The sequence below is a fragment of the Ruegeria sp. CDSB136 genome, assembly GCF_059610965.1.
Genome location: NZ_JBXWOP010000004.1, coordinates 197585 through 215161, shown reverse-complemented (window position 1 = coordinate 215161; position 17577 = coordinate 197585). Strand labels below are relative to the sequence as shown.

Genomic DNA, 17577 nt, shown 5'->3' with positions numbered 1-17577 from the left:
ACGAACACTGGATTATCGCCCAACGCGGGGAAGGTCCAGAGGCAAAAAACAACCAGTATCCGGATTGTTTGCCTTTGAACGGTTGACGCCCCGATGGGTGCATGGTTTGCCTTGCCGGGTGTGAGATTTGGACCTTAGTGTTTTATGTTGCGATCCCTTTATGACTGGACCATCCGTCTGGCCGAACATCCGCATGCTCTTTGGGCGCTGGCCATTGTGGCATTTGTGGAAAGCTCGTTCTTTCCGATCCCGCCGGATGTGCTGATGATTCCAATGATCCTGGCGCGGCCGTCGCGGGCATGGCTCATCGCGACCGTTGCCCTCGTGGCTTCGGTGCTGGGGGGGATGCTGGGATACGCGATCGGAGCCTTCTTCTATGAAAGCATCGGCCAACCGGTCCTTGAGGCGATGGGCAAAGGCCATGCCATGGAAGAGTTCAACGAGCGTTTCAACGATTTCGGATTCTGGGCTGTGCTGACCGCAGGTGTTACGCCATTCCCCTACAAGGTCATCACGATCATGTCCGGCTGGACCGGGATGCCCTTTGGTACTTTTGTTGCGACCTCAATTCTGGCACGGGCCTTGCGGTTCTTTGTTGTTGCAGGGCTTTTGTGGGGGTTCGGCGAGCCGATCCGCGATTTCATTGAAAAGCGCCTGGGCCTGATGTTTACCCTGTTCATCTTGCTGTTGTTCGGCGGATTTTTCGCGGTGAAGTATCTATGACTAACCAAAACAGATTAGTGCTGATTGCGGCCGCAGGGTCTGTCGCCTTGCTGTTGGGGGCATGGGGATTCCAGTACCTTGGCGGGTTGGCACCCTGCAAGATGTGCATTTGGCAGCGGTATCCGCACGCCGCCGCAGCGTTGATTGGTGCCGTGGCGATTGCTGTGCCACGGGTCTCGGTTCTGCCGCTTCTGGGGGCTTTGGCCGCCGCGACCACGGCGGGTATCGGTGTGTATCACGCCGGCGTCGAGCAGAAGTGGTGGGAAGGTCCCAGCAGCTGCACGTCCAGCGACATTGGTGGGTTGTCGACGACCGAGTTGATGGATCAGATCATGAATGCGCCGCTGGTGCGCTGTGACGACATCCCGTGGGAAATGCTTAGTCTGTCCATGGCAGGATGGAATGCCGTATTGTCGGCCGGTTTGGTTCTGGTCTGGCTTGCAGCTTGGCGGGCCCGGTAAACGTCAGATCTGATCCAGTTCCGCATCCCAGTACAGGAAGTCGATCCAGCTGTCGTGCAGATGGTTGGGCGGGAACTTGCGCCCGATATTGCGCAGCGCCTCGGCATCGGGTTGGCGGGGTGGCTTGCGCAGAGACATGCCAGCTTGCCGCAGCGATTTTGACCCTTTTCGCAGGTTGCATGGACTGCATGCTGCCACCACGTTCTGCCAGCTGGTCACACCGCCCGCTGCGCGCGGAACAACGTGGTCAAATGTCAGGTCGCCTCGGCTGCCGCAGTACTGGCAACAGAATTCATCCCGCAGAAACAAATTAAAGCGCGTGAAGGCCACGCGCTTTCTGGGTTTTACATAGTCTTTCAGAACAACGACCGAAGGTATTCGTATCTCGGTACTGGGACTGCGAACAACTTCGTCATATTCGGCCACGATGTCGACTCGATCCAGCCAGGCGGCCTTGATCGCCTCCTGCCATGGCCAAAGAGACAGAGGATAATAGGACAGGGGGCGATAATCAGCGTTCAGGACCAGTGCCGGATGACGCCTGAGTGCACCGGGTTCCCTGACAAATTCGGTCCTGAAGTCTCCGTCCATAACAGAATCGCTCCTCGCTCTGCACTGCCCGTTTTTTGACATCAGAGCGGGGAACACCCGCCCCGGCCTTAACTTAACTATATATCGTGTTAAAACTCTGACAAGCCCTGATTTTCCACAATATCTCGGGGATTGATTAATGCGAATCCGTAACAATCGCGTGACAGTTATCCACAGCTTGCGCTAGGTAGTTTCTGCGCGCTATGGCGTAGTTCATGTCCTGGTTCATTCGCTTCAATAAACCTTTCGATGTCCTGCCGCAGTTTACCGACAGGGCGAACGGAGATTCGCCGCGCAGCACGCTGTCCGACTACATCGATCTGCCCGGTGTCTATCCGGCCGGACGACTGGATCGGGACAGTGAGGGTTTGCTGCTGCTGACGGATCACGGAAAGCTGCAGGCGCAGATTTCCGACCCGAAACACAAGATGGCCAAGACCTACTGGGTTCAGGTCGAGGGTATTCCGGACGCTGCCGCGATGAAGGCGCTGCGCGAAGGGGTCGAACTGAATGATGGGTCAACCCGGCCCGCAAAGGCGCGGGTGATTGACGAACCGGAAAGTCTTTGGCCCAGGACGCCGCCAATCCGGGTGCGTCAGACGGTTCCTGATTGCTGGATCGAACTGACCCTGCGCGAAGGGCGCAATCGGCAGGTGCGCCGGATGACGGCAGCGGTCGGACATCCCACATTGCGTCTGGTTCGCGCCCGGATCGGGGATTGGACGCTGGAGGGATTGCAGCCGGGACAATGGGAAAGCCTGCCGATGCCTGAGATTTCCGCAGCCCCGCAACGAAAGAGAGACCGCAGACCGCGACGGTGACAGAGGGCATGGCCTGAGGTACACTGGACTCATGAAAGTCACACCGGACATACCGCGCCCGTCGGCAGTTCTGGAGGCGGCGCTTTACGTCAATGATCTGGACGCGGCAGAGCGTTTTTACGGCGACATTCTGGCGTTGGAGAAAATCCAGCGCGTGGACAACCGGCACGTGTTCTTCCGCGTGGGCAGTTCCGTGTTGTTGTTGTTCAACGCCGAGGAAACGGAACAAGCACCGCGAAATCCTGACTTGCCGGTGCCGCCGCATGGCGCGCGCGGGCCGGGGCATGTGTGCCTTGCCCTTTCGCGGGTCGAAATGGACACAATGCGCAAGCATCTGCTTGACTGGAACGTACCGCTGGATGCCGAGTTTGATTGGCCGAACGGGGCCCGTTCGCTGTATGTGCGGGACCCGGCTGGCAATTCGGTCGAGTTTGCGGAACCGCATCTGTGGGGCTGAACGGGACTGTCCTCGGATTGTTCGGGGGGAAAGTTCGGGGAACACCGTCAGATATGCGGCTTTGCACGGGCTTGCGGGACGCGGGGGTTGACAAGCGATGTATTGGAATGAAACGTCGTAAGTGTTGGGAGATTTTTGAAATTCAGGTGCGTGAACCCGTTTTTTCGACGGGGGAACTTGCTGTGTTGACAAGCTCTTAGGAGGGGTTGTTTACGGATCTTCCGACCACAATAAAGATTTGGGAGATCACGAAAATGAAAAACAACAGCAAACTGGGCCTCGGCGCGCTTGTTACCGCAGCGCTGATGGCGCCTGCTGCTTTTGCGGAGGAATTCATCACAATCGGCACCGGTGGCGTGACCGGCGTTTACTATCCGACCGGGGGCGCAATCTGCCGTCTGGTGAACAAGGGCCGCAAGGAACACGGGGTGCGCTGCTCGGTCGAATCGACCGGCGGTTCGGTCTACAACATCAACACCATTCGCGAAGGCGAGCTGGAGTTCGGTGTGGCCCAGTCCGACTGGCAGTACCATGCATATAACGGTTCTTCTAAATTTGAAGAGGCTGGCCCGTTCGAAGGCCTGCGCGCCGTATTCTCGGTTCACCCCGAGCCGTTCACCGTTGTTGCGCGTGCCGATTCCGGTATCACCAACTTCGAGGACCTGAAGGGCAAGCGCGTCAACATCGGTAACCCCGGTTCCGGTCAGCGCGGCACCATGGAAGTCCTTCTGGGCGAAATGGGCTGGACCACCGGCGATTTCGAGCTGGCAACCGAGCTGAAGGCAGCCGAACAGTCTGCTGCCCTGTGCGACAACCAGATTGACGCGATGGTCTACACTGTTGGTCACCCGTCGGGTTCGATCCAGGAAGCAACCACCGCTTGTGACTCAGTTCTGGTGAATGTCAGCGGCGATGCGGTCAACAAGCTGGTTGAAAACAACTCGTTCTATCGTACTGCTACAATCCCCGGCGGGATGTATCGTGGATCGGATGGCGACACCCAGACCTTTGGTGTGGGCGCGACATTCGTCACATCGGCTGACGTTTCGGAAGACGCTGTATATGCAGTTGTAAGCTCGGTCTTCGAGAATTTCGATGACTTCAAAAAGCTGCACCCCGCATTTGCCAACCTCAAGCCGGAAGAGATGATTGCGGACGGTCTGTCGGCTCCGCTGCATCCGGGTGCCGAGAAGTACTACAAAGAAAAAGGCTGGATTCAGTAATCCGTCCTAAACAATTTGACGAGGCGCTTTTCGGCGCCTCGTTTTTCAACCGGTGAAACACCGGAACAAAAAACCGCGCCGGAAACCGGCCGCTGAACGGGGAGAGATTTGATGAGCGCTGATCAGCAGGGCAATCGTCCGCTATCCGAAGAAGAACTTCAGGAATTGGTCGCATCTTCGGATGCAGGGGCCCGTGATCCAGCCGGAAACGTGGGCCTGTTTCTGGCAATTGTCGCCGCGATCTGGTCGATTTTTCAGGTGCTTCTGGCGTCACCGATCGCAAACTATGTTCTTCCCGGCAGCATTGTGAATAACGCACGGCAGTTCCATCTTGCTTTTGCGATGTTCCTGGCCTTCGCGGCCTATCCTGCGTTGAAATCCAGCCCCAGAAACTACATCCCGATCCAGGACTGGATCATGGGAATTCTGGGCGCGTTTGTCGCGCTTTACGGTTTCTTCTTCTACGACAAGATCGTCAATGCGGGCGGTCTGGCAGACGACACGGACAAATGGGTCGCTCTGGGTGGTCTATTGCTGCTGTTCGAGGCCGCGCGCCGCGCGCTTGGCCCGGCGATGGCGATCATTGCCACAATCTTTCTTGCCTATGTATTCTTCGGCTCTTCCGAATGGGTGCCCGAAGTAATCCGCTGGAAAGGCGCGAGCCTCAAGAAGGCGATGAGCCACATGTGGATCACGTCCGAAGGTGTCTTTGGCATCGCCCTTGGTGTTTCGACGAAATTCGTGTTCCTGTTCGTGCTGTTCGGTGCATTGCTGGATAAGGCCGGGGCAGGGAACTACTTTATCAAAATGGCCTTTGGCGCGCTTGGCCACCTGCGCGGTGGCCCGGCCAAGGCGGCCGTGGTGGGTTCGGCGGCGACCGGCCTGATTTCGGGCTCGTCCATCGCCAATGTCGTGACCACCGGAACATTCACTATCCCACTGATGAAGCGCGTCGGCTTTTCCAGCGAACAGGCCGGATCGGTCGAGGTCGCCAGTTCGGTCAATGGTCAGATCATGCCGCCCGTGATGGGGGCCGCAGCCTTCCTGATGGTGGAGTATGTGGGCATCTCTTACGTCGAGGTGATCACCCACGCGTTCCTGCCTGCCGCGATTTCCTACATCGCACTGGTATACATCGTTCATCTTGAGGCGGTGAAGCGGAACATGCCCACGCTGGGCGACCGCGACGTGCATCTGGCGCGAACCGTAGTCGGGATGCTGTCCTTCTTCCTGATCTTTGCGGGGCTCTGCTATGGCTCGCAATTTCCGGTCGATGCCGTGACCAGCTGGGTGCCGACGCAAGCCGGGCTTATCCTCAGCCTGATTGTCTGCGCGATCTATGTCGGGCTTTTGTATCTGGCGGCGCAAGTTCCGGACCTGGAGCCTGATGATCCCAATGCCAAGGAAGTCACGCTGCCGGTCATTGGCGAGATTTACAAGGCCGGTCTGCATTACCTTCTGCCGATCATCGTTCTGGTCTATTTCCTGATGATCGAACAGAAGTCGCCCGGTCTGTCGGCTTTCTGGGCCACGGCTCTGCTGTTTGTGATCCTTCTCACGCAGAAACCGCTGAAGGCGTTGTTCCGGGGACAAACCAACATGTCCGCGACATTCAAGGAAGGTGTTGCTGACCTGTGGCAGGGCCTGATCGACGGTGCGCGCAACATGATCGGTATCGCGCTGGCGACGGCCACTGCGGGTGTGATCGTGGGGACTGTGACGCTGACGGGAGTTGGGCAGGTCATGGCTGATCTGGTCGAGTTCCTTTCGGGCGGCAACCTGATCCTGATGCTGGTGATGGTGGGGCTTCTCAGCCTGATCCTGGGCATGGGCCTGCCGACCACGGCGAACTACATCGTCGTCAGCTCGCTGATGGCGGGTGTCGTGGTTGAACTGGGCGCTCAAAGCGGCCTGATCGTACCGCTGATCGCCGTGCACCTGTTTGTGTTCTACTTCGGCATCATGGCCGACGTGACGCCGCCGGTTGGTCTGGCCAGCTTTGCCGCTGCCGCCGTGTCAGGGGGCGACGCAATCAAGACCGGATTCACCGCGTTCTTTTACAGTTTGCGCACCGTGGCTCTGCCATTCGTGTTCATCTTCAATACCGATCTTCTGTTGATCGATGTCACTTGGGTCGAAGGCATTATCGTGGCGATATTTGCGACGATAGCGATCCTCGTATTTACGGCTGGCACGATGGGGTACTTCCTGACCCACAGCCGCATCTATGAAAGCGTTGCGCTGATCTTTGTTGCTTTCGCACTGTTCCGGCCGGACTTCTTCATGGATCGCTTTTCACCGCCATTCGAAACGGTCGAACCTTCCGCGTTTGTCGAGGCGATGGGTGAAACTGCACCGGGAACCGAGGTTCGGATGGTCATCAGCGGGCCGGATTTCGACACCTTGCAGATGGTTGACACAACAATCGTCGTCCCGGTCGGCAGTGAAGAAGGCGGTGCCGCGCGTGTCGAGGCGATGGGCTTGCTGCTGATCGAAGAAGACGGGCTGGTCAAACTGGAAGAACCCCTGTTCGGCTCGCCTGTGGCGGATGATCTGGGCAATTTCGACTATTACGGGGACGAGGCCGTGCGCCTGTCCTCGGTCAGTCTGCCGTCCAGCCAGCCGCCGAAACAACTGGTCTACATCCCGGCGATGATCCTGCTGGGTCTGATCGCCTTCCTGCAACGCGGCCGCGCCGCAAGACAAGAGGTGCCCGCATGATACGTTCTGTTCTTTGCGCTGTTGATATCAGCAACGGGGATCTGGATGTCCCGGTCCTGAAAAAAGCCGGTGCACTGGCCGAGATGGAGGGCGCGCAACTGGATGTCGTGTCGATCGTTCCGGATTTTGGTGAAACCTGGGTGTCCGGTTTCTTCGAACCCGATCATCACGAGAAGGCGCTACAGGACGCCCATGCCAGATTGTGGGAAATGTGCGAGGCCACATTAGGCAAAGAACGCAACGAAAAAGTGCGTCACGTGGTGGCAACCGGAACGGCCTATCAGGAAATCCTGAAGACAGCAGAAAGCGCGGGCAGCGATCTGATCGTGATCGGCGCGCATAAGCCCGATCTCAAGGACTATCTGCTGGGGCCCAATGCCGCCCGCGTCGTGCGGCACGCGAACGTTTCAGTTTATGTCGTCCGCTAGGTCAGCGCTGCTTCAGTAGCCTGTCATCTCAAGGTACCCACGACCTTCGTGGGTGCCATTTATTTTGATCGGGCCTTCCCAGTACTCGAACCGGGTGCCCATCCACGCTTTTGGTGTCAGAGCTGATACTTCGACATCCAGGTCACGATCCGGTAACGTGACACGCCACCGAAACGGAATACCGCGTTCTGCGACGATTGCGGTTTCCAGCGGCGTCATCGAAACAGACCCATTCGGCAGGCTGGTAGCCTCTCCGTCCGCGCCGATCCAGGTGGCCGAGGTGAAGTCTCCGCGCGTGCCGCGAAGACGGAACGCCATGAGCTTGTCGCCGCCCTCAAAGCTGAGCGAGAACCAGTCCCAACCGCTTTGGTCCGCAGCCAATGGTTGCGAGGACCATTCGCGGTCCAGCCATCCCTGACCGGTGACTTCCACATCCCGGTCCGGCAAGTGCAGAGTGCCCCGGACCGTGTAGGCGGGCTGAGAATAGTAGTAGCTGGCCTGACCATCTGCGGATTTGACCGAATACCCATCCTCACCGTGAAAAATCAGCGGTCCATCGGCCGTCAGCGACAGGTCATATCCAAAGGTTTCACCGTTTGCTGTCAACGACAGGGTATTCAGGTCCGGACCATCCATTCGCCACTCGTCAATCCATGCCTCGAAGGGGTGCGGGGAAACACCAGCCTGCCCGATACCGCCACGCGACAGGCGCTCGGCAAAATAGTGGTCATCGGGCGTTGTGACAGCGGCGTGCCCCATCCAGATCTGAGGGCTCTGCCAGCCACCAGTTTCAATCGGTTTCAGCGCTGAGCGAAACAGGGTCCACTGTACACCGTAATCCAGCCCATCTTTACCGCGCAGATTTGCCGTCAGGTACCACCATTCGATGCGAAAGGACGGATGCGGGCCGTGATCCTGCGGGAAATTGAATTGGTAGCCGGGTTCAGGAACATCAAAGCCCTCGGCGGAGCCGCCCAACCCGGCATAGCCCTGTGCCAAAGCCGGACAGGGAAGCGCCAATAGCAACATGAAAAGCAAGGTCCTAACGTTCATTGGCAAACACCTTCAGCAGGTCCGCCGGGGGCAGGCGTAGCAAGCGCAAGCCGGGCAGGGCTGCGGCGGCAAGCGCGGCGGTAACGGTCAATCCGAATAATACCAACCATTCCTTTGGGAACAGGAACATCGGCAACTGCCAGCCAAAAGCCTGCACATTGATGACAGTCAGCAGAACCCAGGCCAGAACAAGGCCCAGCGGCAGCGCCAGGCAGGCCGTCAGGATGGCCAACAACCCGCTGCGCAGCAACTCCAGCCGGGCCAGGTGTGCGCGGCTCAACCCAAGGGCCCAGACCGGCGCGATCTGCGGCAGCCGTTGTGTCCACAATGTCAGAAGGCTGGTCAGGATAGCGAATCCGGCAACGCCGAGTGTCAGAATGTTCAGCGCCGAAGTCACAACGAATGTCTTCTCGAACACAGTTATGGATTGCGCCTTCATCGCTGCCTGTTGGACAACGCTTTCGCGCGGTAATTCGAAACGGTCTCGGACCGCCTGCGCCAGTTGACCTGCGGTTTCTGGGGAAACGCGGACACCAAAACGCCGAGCCGGAGTATTGGGCGCGATGGCATTTAGCTGTTCCATCGACACGATGGCCTGACCCGTCGGATTGCCGTAGTCGGAATAGACACCAGCAACTTCCAGCATCCGACCGGGTGTTAGGGCCAACTGATCTCCGGGCCACAGGTCGGAACGGCGGGCCAGTTGCTCGTTTATCAGAACAACCTCTCCGGCCATGACGCGATCCCAGACATCCTGCGACGAAGCGATCAGCGGCCAGTGCTTCCGGTATGTCGCATGATCGATCACACCGTATAGGAACAAGGGACCAGTTTCATGGGGCAGTTCGACCCGGCGGATCGGAAGGATGGCATCCACCTGTGGGGAGAGCCAGTCGACGATTTCCTGGCCTTGTTGGTCGTCTATGGCCGTGACGTACAATTCGGACGTCAGGCGCTGATCCAGCCAGCCGGTGAATGTCAGCCGAAAGCTGGACACCATCGTCCCGACACCGATATTCGCGGCCAACGCCAGCAATAAAGCCATCAAGGCAAGTGAAAGGCCGGGAAGCTGCGCCCTCATGTCCGCCCAGACCCATTGCGCGACAGGACTGCGGGCCTTGCGCTCAAGGACATGAACGATTGCTGAAAGAAACGCAGGCAGCAGCAGGGCCGATCCGGTCAGGATACCAGCCAACAGGGCAAACCCGCCGATCAGCCCGGGGAAAACCAACAAGGCGAGGCAACCCGCAACGATCAACCCGAGGCCGGTGAAGCCCGCAATCCGGCGTGAGCTTGTGGCCTTGCCCCACGCCTGCAGGCCCGGACCCGCAAGAAGTGGCATTCGAGACAGCCGCCATAGCGCGTGTCCACTGGCCATCAGCGTACCGGCAACGGCCATGGCGATGCCTGCAGCGGCCCATTGAGGCTGCAACGACAACTGTCCGCTGACAGGGGCGCCATACAAACCGCGCAAGGTGGCTGCCACGTCAGGAAGTAGTGCACCTGCCAGAAAGAAGCCGAGCAAAAGGCCCAGCCCGCCGCCGACCAGAGCAAGCATGGTCAACTCTGCGAAGATCAGGCAAACCAATCGACGCATGGAGACGCCCAAGGCCCGCAAAGTCCGGATCATGCCGCGTCGCTGGGCAAAAGCCAGTCCAACCGTACCGTGAACGATAAACAGACCTACGGCGAAAGACAGCAGGCCAAAGGCCGCAAGGTTGAGATGAAAGCTTTCGGTCAGTTGCGCAGTATCCAGCTGCGATGACGGGCTGATCCGTTCCAGTTCGGGTGCGAGTTCCGACAAAGGCGGGACCGTGCGGGGTTGAACGGGCAATATGACCAACCGGCTTATTTCACCCCGTCTGTTCATAAGGGTTTCGGCAACGCCGATGTCGGTCAGGATAACGTCCGGTGGCAGAGACGCGCTCGTGATCGCTTTGGGCAGTCCGGAGTGTTCAGCGATCACAGGTTCCAACACCGGCGAGATCAAAAGCACCCCCGGGGCTGTCAGCACGTCGACCGGTTCGGGCGGCTCGGCGCTTTGTTCTGCCTGCGTAATTGCGGGCAGGGCGGGGTAGGAGATCATGTCCACGCCCATCAGGCGCAGCGTTCGATCAGCGATGCGAAACGGCCCTTCCAGAACCGCTGCAACCTGCCACCCGGCCTTGCGCAGCGCGACATAGCGTTCGATGAGGATCGGGCCCGCTGGGTTTCTCAGAATGTCATACTGGCCAATTGCCAGTTGTGAATTGGCGCGATCATAACTGGCCCGCGCCTCGGCATTGATGGCCTGCACTGCTGACCAAAGACCGGTTGCCAGCGCAATTCCAATCAGCAGCGTTGCCAGTTGCAACAGATGCCTACGCCAGTGAGACCACAGCGCCTGAACGACCACAAAGGTCATGCGATGTGTCCGCCAGCAAGGTGGGCGTGCTGGTCCAGTCGCGCGGCAATGGCATGGGAATGGGTGACCAGCAGCAGTGCCGTTCCAGTATCTGCGACCAGTGACAGCATCAGATCCAGTACCGCCGCGCTGGCGGTCTCGTCCAGATTGCCCGTTGGCTCATCCGCCAGCAAAAGCTTGGGCCGAACGCCCAATGCGCGCCCTATGGCGACCCTTTGTTGCTGTCCGCCGGACAAGTTTTCCGGATAGCGGTGCACCAGATCGGTCAGCCCCAGCCTGTCGGCCAGATGCGCAATCCAGTCCGGGTCGTGGCGATTGGCCAGCCGGGCGTGAAAGGACAGGTTTTGCCCGACGGTCAGCGAAGGGATCAGGTTGAACTGCTGAAAAACCAGCGCGACACTGTCGCACCGCAAAGCGGCGCGTCCCGGATCGTCCAGTGCCGACAGCGCTGTGCCGTCCAGAGTTATTTCGCCGTTATCAAAACTGTCCAACGCGGCAGCGAGGTTCAGTAAGGTGCTTTTGCCGCTGCCGCTTTCCCCGGTCAGCGCCAATGTCTGGCCTGCATCAAGTGACAGAGAAACGCCATTCAGAACCGGGCGGCCACCCGGGTACGATTTCCTGACCTGATCAACTACAAGCAACATCCGGGCATCCTGACTGGTTCCTGTCACAATGTGCAACGGGACGCGCCAGTGTCCAGTGCGCATGCTTTCCCGGTTCCTTTCGCCGCAGGTGCGGCACTGGTCGATGGCCGGGGTTGTTCCCGGCCGGGCAAAAGTCCATGCTGTGCCAACGGTTTCACCCTTCGGCACGAGGCGCGAGCGGATGTCCTTATCCGACCAGATCATCTGGGGCAGCATCTATCTGGGCATATGCTTTCTGATCGAGATTGCTTTGCTGACATGGTGCACGCAGTTGATTGAAAAACTGACTGAAAAGTGGCAGGACACGCACCGCTTTTTCACTACTGCCGCGCCGATCAGCGTGGCGCTGGTGTTCATCGTTCTGATTCACACCCTTCAAGTCTGGCTTTGGGCCATTGTCTGGGTCTTTGGTGATGTCTTGCCCGACTGGAACTCGGCTCTCTACTTCTCGTTGGTGACGTTCACGACGCTTGGATACGGCGACATCGTTCTGGGTGAAGAACTGCGTATCTTCGGGGCATTCGCATCCGTGACCGGCCTTTTGGCGTTTGGCTTGTCCACCGCTTTCATGGTCGCGTTGATGACTCGGGTGTTTCAGGAGGAGTTGTTGTTAAAGGATAGGGGCGAATAGACGCGCCAGAGGAGCTCCAAAGCGGATATGTGCCGGTTGTTGTTGCAGGGTGCGGGTCAGTTCGTAACTTTTCTCAAAGTCTGTGCGCAGCATACTTGCAGCAGCTTCAGCGGCCCGGGCGTCGAAGAACAAGGCCATCGCTTCGAAATTCAGGCGGAAGGACCGATTGTCCAGATTGGTCGTTCCCACCGCTGCCAAAGTATCATCAACCACGAAAGCCTTCTGGTGCATGAACCCGTCGGCATATCGAAACACACGAACGCCGCAGTCACGGATTTCGTCAAAATAGGCAAAGGCTGCAAGCCAGGGCAGGCGATGGTCGATCATGTCGGGGACCAGAATCCGCACGTCCACGCCGCGCAGGGCGGCGTGTTGAAGGGCCGTCATGATGTCAATGTCCGGGACGAAATACGGCGAGGCGATCCATAATCTCTCTTTCGCCTCGGCGATGGCGGCAAAGAACATCATCGCGCCGGTCTCGGTCTCGTCCCCCGGGCCTGTGGCAACCAGCAGGGCGTTCATGTCCTGATCGGATTCACTGCCGGCCCAATCCAGATGGTCGATCAGGTCTTCTTCATGGGCCCAGTGCCAGTCTTCGGTAAAGATCAGTTGCAACTGGCGGACGATGTGACCGGTAATCCGGACATGCGTATCGCGCCAATGGCCAAAATGCGCGTTCTGACCCAGATACTCCACGCCGACATTATGCCCGCCTATAAATCCGGTCTCGCCATCAATGATTACAGTTTTGCGGTGATTGCGGTAATTCAACTGAAACCGGAACTTTGGACCACGGCGTTCCTTGGGGTTTGCGACATCTATTCCTGCTTGCTGCAGCGATTCAAGATATGCGGTGGGCAGGCCATAGCTGCCCACGGAATCAGTCAGAAAGCGTACGTGCACCCCACGTTCAGCCGCCGCAACCAGCCGATCCCTTAGTTGCTGGCCCAACGCGTCATCACGCACGATGTAGAACTGGATCAGGACATAATTCTTGGCGGCATCGATTGCCTCAAAAATTGCGTCAAAGGTTGCCTGACCGTCGATCAGCAACGACGCGCCATTACCACGGGACACCGGCAGATGCGCCAAGGCTTCGAAGGGGCGTGGATTAATCTGCATGCTTTCTCGGTCCGGCTTTGAGAAGTCTGCAAAGGTCTTGATGCCCTCGACAACCCGTTCACTTTCCTTTCGGGCAATGCGGTATCCGCGAAATCGGTGATGACCCAGAAACAGGTACATAGGCACTGCCAGCATGGGGGTTGCGATCAGAAAAACCACCCAGCCGACTGCACCTTGTGGCGTACGGGCTGTCTGTGCAGCCCGTATCGAGAACACCACAGCGGTGACGTAGAGAAATATCAGAAACGCGGAAACAAGCAGTGTCCACATGAGGTTGAAAGCTCCGAACCTGTTCAGTTCGCCCCAGTGTAGATGCGCGACCAGTCTTGCGCCATATCAACAATGACCCATCCCATCCCGGGCCCTTTGTCCAGACCATCGGCCAGTTTCCCAATCTGGCTTTCGCGGTCATAAGCCCATTCGCGTTTGTCATCCGTGTGATGTATCAGGATGCCCAGTCGTGGTCCTTCGCCCGACGTCGTCCACTCCATCATGGCGAAATCTCCGTCCGAGTTTCCTCCTGCCAAAATCGGGCGTTTGCCGATTGTGCGTTCGATGTTGATTGGCTTGCCTTCCTTGTCGTCGATAAAGGCGATGCCCGGTGCCTTGACCAGATCTGGCGAGCCATCGACCGTTTCATAGCTTGTATTGCCGTAAGTTCCGAGGACCTGCCAGGGCGGAATGCCATAGGCGCTTTCGGCAAAAACACGCATGAAATGAAGGCCGCCGCCGGAAACGATGTATGTCTTAAACCCTTCATCACGCAGGTAGCGCAACAGCTCGATCATGGGTTGATAGGTCATCTGATCATAGCGGAGATCAGTTTGCGGATGGCGAGACTCGTCGAGCCAATGTGCGACCGTTTCCTGAAACTCGGCGACGGTCATGCCCGAATGCGAGGCGTTGACGACTTCGATTAATGCATCATGCCCACCTTCCAAGACAGCCGCTAGATCTCCTTGCGCTGCCGCCTTCAGGATGGGTGTTGTGAGGATCGAGGGATCCTGTTCTGCCTTTTCGGCCAGACGGTCCATAGCAAAAATAAACTGAAAATACACAGGTTGCTCGGCCCAAAGGGTGCCATCATTGTCGAAAACAGCAATCCGGTCTGCAGGAGTGACATATGCTGGCCCGGACGGATCCGTTACCGATTCTAAAAATGAAATAATCTGATCGCGGGTCTCGGTGTCTTGCCAGCTTGGCAGGGGATCAGCACTGCCGGTGACAGGAAAGGTCAAGGCAAAGACGATGGCAGACAATCGCAGCATTACACAACACTCCGTTCAAAATGACTGGGGCCACCCTTGCAGGCGGCCCCGAGTTGTTTGCAGTTTTAGTTGCTGGTTGGAGTTGACAGTTTGTCCATCACCTGATCCAGGCTGAAGCTGGCAGCTTTCTGCCGCGGCGGGAATTCCTGGAACGTGCTCAGGAATTGCCCGACATATTGCTGGGCAGGCACCAGGAAATAGACCCGGTCGATCATCCAGTCGTAATATGTGTTGGACGTGCGATAACCGCGTTCGTACGGATCGCGGCGCAGGTTCACGATGATCGGGACGCGCAGCGGGGTGAAGGGTTCCATCCAGGCGCGCAGGGTTGCCCATGCTTTCTGCTCGAGAAAGATCAGCTTCCAGTCATCGAACCGCAAAGCCGAAAGGTCGCCGTCATCGGTGAAATAGAACACCTCCCGGCGCGGACTTTCAGCGGTTTCACCTGTCAACAGCGGAAGAATATTGTAGCCATCCAGATGCACCTTGTAATCGCGGCCCATCGCGGGCGAGGAATAGCCGGCCATCAGCTTTTCCTTGATCTCCGGATCACCGGCGACAGCAAGGTATGTCGGCAGCCAATCCATGTGGTGCACGATTTCATTGGTCACAGAACCCGGCTCAATCTTGCCGGGCCAGCGCACCATTGATGGCACGCGCCATCCGCCTTCCCAGTTGGTATTCTTTTCGCCCCAGAACGGGGTCGACGCCGCATCAGGCCAGGTGTTGTAGTGCGGGCCATTGTCGGTGGAATAGTGGACGATTGTATTGTCGGCGATGCCGAGTTCGTCCAACAGGTCCAGCAACTGACCGACCTGGATGTCATGTTCGATCATGCCGGCTGTATATTCATCGGCCACGCCGCCCATGATCTCATTTGCCTGATTGCGCATTTCCTCTTTTACATGGGTGCGGAAATGCATGCGGGTGCCGTTCCACCAGACATAGAAGGGTGTTCCATCCTGATTGGCCTTGCGAATGAACTCTATGGCAGCCTCGAGCGTTTCCTCGTCCACCGTTTCCATGCGCTTTTTCGTCAGTGGACCAGTGTCTTCAATCGGACCTCCTGCGGTTGAGCGGATGACACCGCGCGGGCCATAAGCCTCGCGGAAGGTGCGTCCGTCGGGTAAAACCGCGTCTCCGGGATAGTCTTCATGTTCGGGCTCTTCCTCGGCGTTCAGGTGATAGAGATTCCCAAAAAACTTATCAAAACCGTGGTTTGTGGGAAGGTGCTCATCCCGGTCGCCAAGGTGGTTCTTGCCGAACTGGCCGGTGACGTACCCGTGGTCCTTCAGCAAACCCGCAATTGTCGGGTCTTCGACCTGCATCCCTTCTTTTGCGCCAGGCAGCCCAACCTTGGACAGGCCGGTGCGAAACACCGATTGACCCATGATGTAAGATGACCGGCCTGCGGTGCAGGACTGTTCACCGTAGTAGTCGGTAAAAATCATACCCTCATTGGCAACGCGGTCGATATTGGGTGTCCTGTAACCCATCAATCCCATCGTATAGGCCGAGATATTGGATTGACCGATATCGTCACCCCATATCACAAGGATATTGGGCTTTTCATTCTGTGCCCATGCCGGAATTGCAAGGCACGCGGCAAATGTGGCCGCAGCCAGCCTGCGCAATAGTGGGGTTGGTCTGAGTTCTTCTGATGACATCTTACGCTCCTGAAATGGCGGGTTGGAACCCGGTCGTTTCGAAATTGACGGCTCAGCCGAAAAACTGCTGAAACATCATGTGTAAGGCGCTGATTCTCGGATTGAATTCTTTTTCTGAGAGAGCCTCGGGAAATGATTGAATAACTGTACCTGCGAGGGCAGAACTATCACATAGGAAGATTAAAATATACTAATTTCAGGTTAAACTTAGCGAAGGGTGACCGGACCAAGTTAACTACTTTTCGTCGGACCCATCTTCACCCAATTGCCCGTCCAGTGACATCAGAATTGCAACCGGTCTCAATGCGGGAATATGGCTGAAAACGATCAAAATGCATACGGTCAACGGCACACTCAGGAAGGCTCCGATCAGGCCCCAAACAGTTGTCCAGAAGGTCAGCGCCAGTATCACCAGAAACGTGGACATATTGAGCGATCTTCCCAGCAGGGCAGGGTCCAGGAAGTTGCCAATCAGAAACTGGATGGTGCCGCAGCCAAAAACGATAATCAGAAACGGGCCGATGGTTTCATACTGAACCAGCGCAATCATGGCCGGGAAGACAACGGCGATGATGGATCCGATCGAGGGAATGAAATTCAGCGCAAATGTCAAAACGGCCCAGGTTTCAGCGTATTCGAGGCCAAGAAGCCGGAACACCGCATAGCTGATGCCGGCGGTAATCAGGCTGATAAAGGTTTTGACACCGACATAGCGTTGAAGACTGTCGGTAATTGCGTCCAGAATTGCGGCGAACTCGGCCCCGGCCAACGGGTTGCCTGCGGCCAGTTGGATCTTTTTGCGAAAAGCAAGTCGTTCGGCCATCAGAAAGGCGACGTATAGGCTGATTAGAAAGAAGTGATTGAGCAGAGAGGTAGCGCTGCCCAGCAGAATCCGGGCCACATAAGTCATGTCCAGACTGACCAGATTGTCCCGAATGAATTTCGTGACATCGTTGCCGACCAACCCGGTGACGCGCTCTACCGCGCCGTCGAACTGACTTTCGTATGTGGTGACAGAACGGGCGAACTGCGTGGCCTGGCTGCCCACAATGTACATGATCATGAACAGACCTGCCAAAACCACGGTCACACCGGCAATGTTGGCCAGCCAGACCGGTGCGCGGGTAACGGCAATCACCCGGTCGCTGAGGGCAATGATCAGAACGTTTATCAGCAACGCCATGGTCAGCGGAATCAGGAATGCGGAACCGGCATATAGGCCAACCACGATCAGAGTGATGACAATCACAATGTCTCGCAGAACCGACAGCCTGAGCATGGGGCGGTCACTCGATTCTTGGGCTTTCAGATCCATGGAACGAACAGTTTCCGGTGCATTTGTTAAGGGTCACGGTCCGATTCT

At 57.4% G+C, this 17577-nt stretch carries 16 protein-coding genes; 8 read left to right on the top strand and 8 right to left on the bottom strand.

The window, feature by feature from the left end; all coding sequences use genetic code 11:
• Positions 1 to 144: 144 nt before the first annotated feature.
• Entirely contained in the window at positions 145 to 723 is a 579-nt protein-coding gene (locus AC2FIR_RS06565; protein ID WP_170614953.1) for a YqaA family protein, read from the top strand.
• Positions 720 to 1184 carry a disulfide bond formation protein B gene (locus AC2FIR_RS06560; protein ID WP_496744010.1) on the top strand — a complete coding sequence of 155 codons (465 nt, stop codon included), beginning with the start codon at positions 720 to 722 and terminating at the stop codon, positions 1182 to 1184. The genes AC2FIR_RS06565 and AC2FIR_RS06560 overlap by 4 nt, the downstream gene beginning before the upstream one ends.
• Positions 1185 to 1187: 3 nt before the next feature.
• Here AC2FIR_RS06560 and AC2FIR_RS06555 read toward each other — a convergent pair whose 3' ends face one another.
• Positions 1188 to 1775, bottom strand: coding sequence for an HNH endonuclease (locus AC2FIR_RS06555; protein WP_170614955.1), 588 nt, complete (start codon positions 1773 to 1775; stop codon positions 1188 to 1190).
• A 215-nt stretch (positions 1776 to 1990) separates the two neighbouring features.
• Between AC2FIR_RS06555 and AC2FIR_RS06550 the strand changes: the two genes are divergently transcribed.
• The 5 genes from AC2FIR_RS06550 (at position 1991) to AC2FIR_RS06530 (ending at position 7425) form a co-directional block, all read left to right on the top strand.
• Entirely contained in the window at positions 1991 to 2596 is a 606-nt protein-coding gene (locus AC2FIR_RS06550) for a pseudouridine synthase (protein ID WP_496744012.1), read from the top strand.
• A 31-nt stretch (positions 2597 to 2627) separates the two neighbouring features.
• Positions 2628 to 3053: a VOC family protein gene (locus AC2FIR_RS06545; RefSeq protein ID WP_496744014.1), complete on the top strand. Its 426-nt coding sequence runs from the start codon at positions 2628 to 2630 to the stop codon at positions 3051 to 3053.
• Between the two features lie 254 nt (positions 3054 to 3307).
• Positions 3308 to 4276 (top strand): TAXI family TRAP transporter solute-binding subunit, encoded by a 969-nt coding sequence (locus AC2FIR_RS06540; RefSeq protein WP_170614958.1) that lies wholly within the window; start codon positions 3308 to 3310, stop codon positions 4274 to 4276.
• 111 nt (positions 4277 to 4387) lie between these two features.
• Complete coding sequence (locus tag AC2FIR_RS06535) at positions 4388 to 6997, top strand: TRAP transporter permease (RefSeq protein ID WP_321252834.1); 2610 nt, start codon at positions 4388 to 4390, stop codon at positions 6995 to 6997.
• Positions 6994 to 7425: a universal stress protein gene (locus AC2FIR_RS06530; protein WP_496744018.1), complete on the top strand. Its 432-nt coding sequence runs from the start codon at positions 6994 to 6996 to the stop codon at positions 7423 to 7425. Before AC2FIR_RS06535 ends, AC2FIR_RS06530 begins: the two co-directional genes overlap by 4 nt.
• A 12-nt stretch (positions 7426 to 7437) precedes the next feature.
• Here the strand turns inward: AC2FIR_RS06530 and AC2FIR_RS06525 are convergent, their stop codons facing one another.
• Genes AC2FIR_RS06525 through AC2FIR_RS06515 form a run of 3 tightly spaced genes read right to left on the bottom strand, consistent with a single transcriptional unit; the run spans position 7438 to position 11526 of the window.
• Positions 7438 to 8478 carry a lipocalin-like domain-containing protein gene (locus tag AC2FIR_RS06525; RefSeq protein WP_496744020.1) on the bottom strand — a complete coding sequence of 347 codons (1041 nt, stop codon included), beginning with the start codon at positions 8476 to 8478 and terminating at the stop codon, positions 7438 to 7440.
• Positions 8468 to 10882, bottom strand: a complete 2415-nt coding sequence (locus AC2FIR_RS06520) for an FtsX-like permease family protein (RefSeq protein WP_496744022.1) — start codon at positions 10880 to 10882, stop codon at positions 8468 to 8470. Before AC2FIR_RS06520 ends, AC2FIR_RS06525 begins: the two co-directional genes overlap by 11 nt.
• On the bottom strand, positions 10879 to 11526 hold the full coding sequence (locus AC2FIR_RS06515) for an ABC transporter ATP-binding protein (protein ID WP_480910672.1): 648 nt from the start codon (positions 11524 to 11526) through the stop codon (positions 10879 to 10881). Before AC2FIR_RS06515 ends, AC2FIR_RS06520 begins: the two co-directional genes overlap by 4 nt.
• Before the next feature lie 181 nt (positions 11527 to 11707).
• Here AC2FIR_RS06515 and AC2FIR_RS06510 point away from each other — a divergent pair, with 181 nt between their 5' ends.
• Positions 11708 to 12157 (top strand): ion channel, encoded by a 450-nt coding sequence (locus tag AC2FIR_RS06510; RefSeq protein WP_170614964.1) that lies wholly within the window; start codon positions 11708 to 11710, stop codon positions 12155 to 12157.
• On the opposite strand, the gene cls is transcribed toward AC2FIR_RS06510, so the two are convergent.
• The 4 genes from cls to AC2FIR_RS06490 form a co-directional block, all read right to left on the bottom strand.
• Positions 12137 to 13549: a cardiolipin synthase gene (gene cls, locus AC2FIR_RS06505; RefSeq protein WP_496744024.1), complete on the bottom strand. Its 1413-nt coding sequence runs from the start codon at positions 13547 to 13549 to the stop codon at positions 12137 to 12139. The two genes, AC2FIR_RS06510 and cls, sit on opposite strands and share 21 nt — an antisense overlap.
• Before the next feature lie 23 nt (positions 13550 to 13572).
• Positions 13573 to 14547 carry an HAD family hydrolase gene (locus AC2FIR_RS06500; protein ID WP_496744026.1) on the bottom strand — a complete coding sequence of 325 codons (975 nt, stop codon included), beginning with the start codon at positions 14545 to 14547 and terminating at the stop codon, positions 13573 to 13575.
• 65 nt (positions 14548 to 14612) lie between these two features.
• On the bottom strand, positions 14613 to 16214 hold the full coding sequence (locus AC2FIR_RS06495) for an arylsulfatase (RefSeq protein ID WP_321252850.1): 1602 nt from the start codon (positions 16212 to 16214) through the stop codon (positions 14613 to 14615).
• Between the two features lie 235 nt (positions 16215 to 16449).
• Positions 16450 to 17529: an AI-2E family transporter gene (locus AC2FIR_RS06490; protein ID WP_170614967.1), complete on the bottom strand. Its 1080-nt coding sequence runs from the start codon at positions 17527 to 17529 to the stop codon at positions 16450 to 16452.
• Between the last annotated feature and the right edge of the window lie 48 nt (positions 17530 to 17577).

Bases quoted from the DNA above. Each gene is read 5' to 3' on its own strand.
- AC2FIR_RS06565 (WP_170614953.1), top strand. From the start codon at position 145: ATGTTGCGATCCCTTTATGACTGGACCATCCGTCTGGCCGAACATCCG.
- AC2FIR_RS06560 (WP_496744010.1), top strand. From the start codon at position 720: ATGACTAACCAAAACAGATTAGTGCTGATTGCGGCCGCAGGGTCTGTC.
- AC2FIR_RS06555 (WP_170614955.1), bottom strand. From the start codon at position 1,775: ATGGACGGAGACTTCAGGACCGAATTTGTCAGGGAACCCGGTGCACTC.
- AC2FIR_RS06550 (WP_496744012.1), top strand. From the start codon at position 1,991: ATGTCCTGGTTCATTCGCTTCAATAAACCTTTCGATGTCCTGCCGCAG.
- AC2FIR_RS06545 (WP_496744014.1), top strand. From the start codon at position 2,628: ATGAAAGTCACACCGGACATACCGCGCCCGTCGGCAGTTCTGGAGGCG.
- AC2FIR_RS06540 (WP_170614958.1), top strand. From the start codon at position 3,308: ATGAAAAACAACAGCAAACTGGGCCTCGGCGCGCTTGTTACCGCAGCG.
- AC2FIR_RS06535 (WP_321252834.1), top strand. From the start codon at position 4,388: ATGAGCGCTGATCAGCAGGGCAATCGTCCGCTATCCGAAGAAGAACTT.
- AC2FIR_RS06530 (WP_496744018.1), top strand. From the start codon at position 6,994: ATGATACGTTCTGTTCTTTGCGCTGTTGATATCAGCAACGGGGATCTG.
- AC2FIR_RS06525 (WP_496744020.1), bottom strand. From the start codon at position 8,478: ATGAACGTTAGGACCTTGCTTTTCATGTTGCTATTGGCGCTTCCCTGT.
- AC2FIR_RS06520 (WP_496744022.1), bottom strand. From the start codon at position 10,882: ATGACCTTTGTGGTCGTTCAGGCGCTGTGGTCTCACTGGCGTAGGCAT.
- AC2FIR_RS06515 (WP_480910672.1), bottom strand. From the start codon at position 11,526: ATGTTGCTTGTAGTTGATCAGGTCAGGAAATCGTACCCGGGTGGCCGC.
- AC2FIR_RS06510 (WP_170614964.1), top strand. From the start codon at position 11,708: ATGTCCTTATCCGACCAGATCATCTGGGGCAGCATCTATCTGGGCATA.
- cls (WP_496744024.1), bottom strand. From the start codon at position 13,549: ATGTGGACACTGCTTGTTTCCGCGTTTCTGATATTTCTCTACGTCACC.
- AC2FIR_RS06500 (WP_496744026.1), bottom strand. From the start codon at position 14,547: ATGCTGCGATTGTCTGCCATCGTCTTTGCCTTGACCTTTCCTGTCACC.
- AC2FIR_RS06495 (WP_321252850.1), bottom strand. From the start codon at position 16,214: ATGTCATCAGAAGAACTCAGACCAACCCCACTATTGCGCAGGCTGGCT.
- AC2FIR_RS06490 (WP_170614967.1), bottom strand. From the start codon at position 17,529: ATGGATCTGAAAGCCCAAGAATCGAGTGACCGCCCCATGCTCAGGCTG.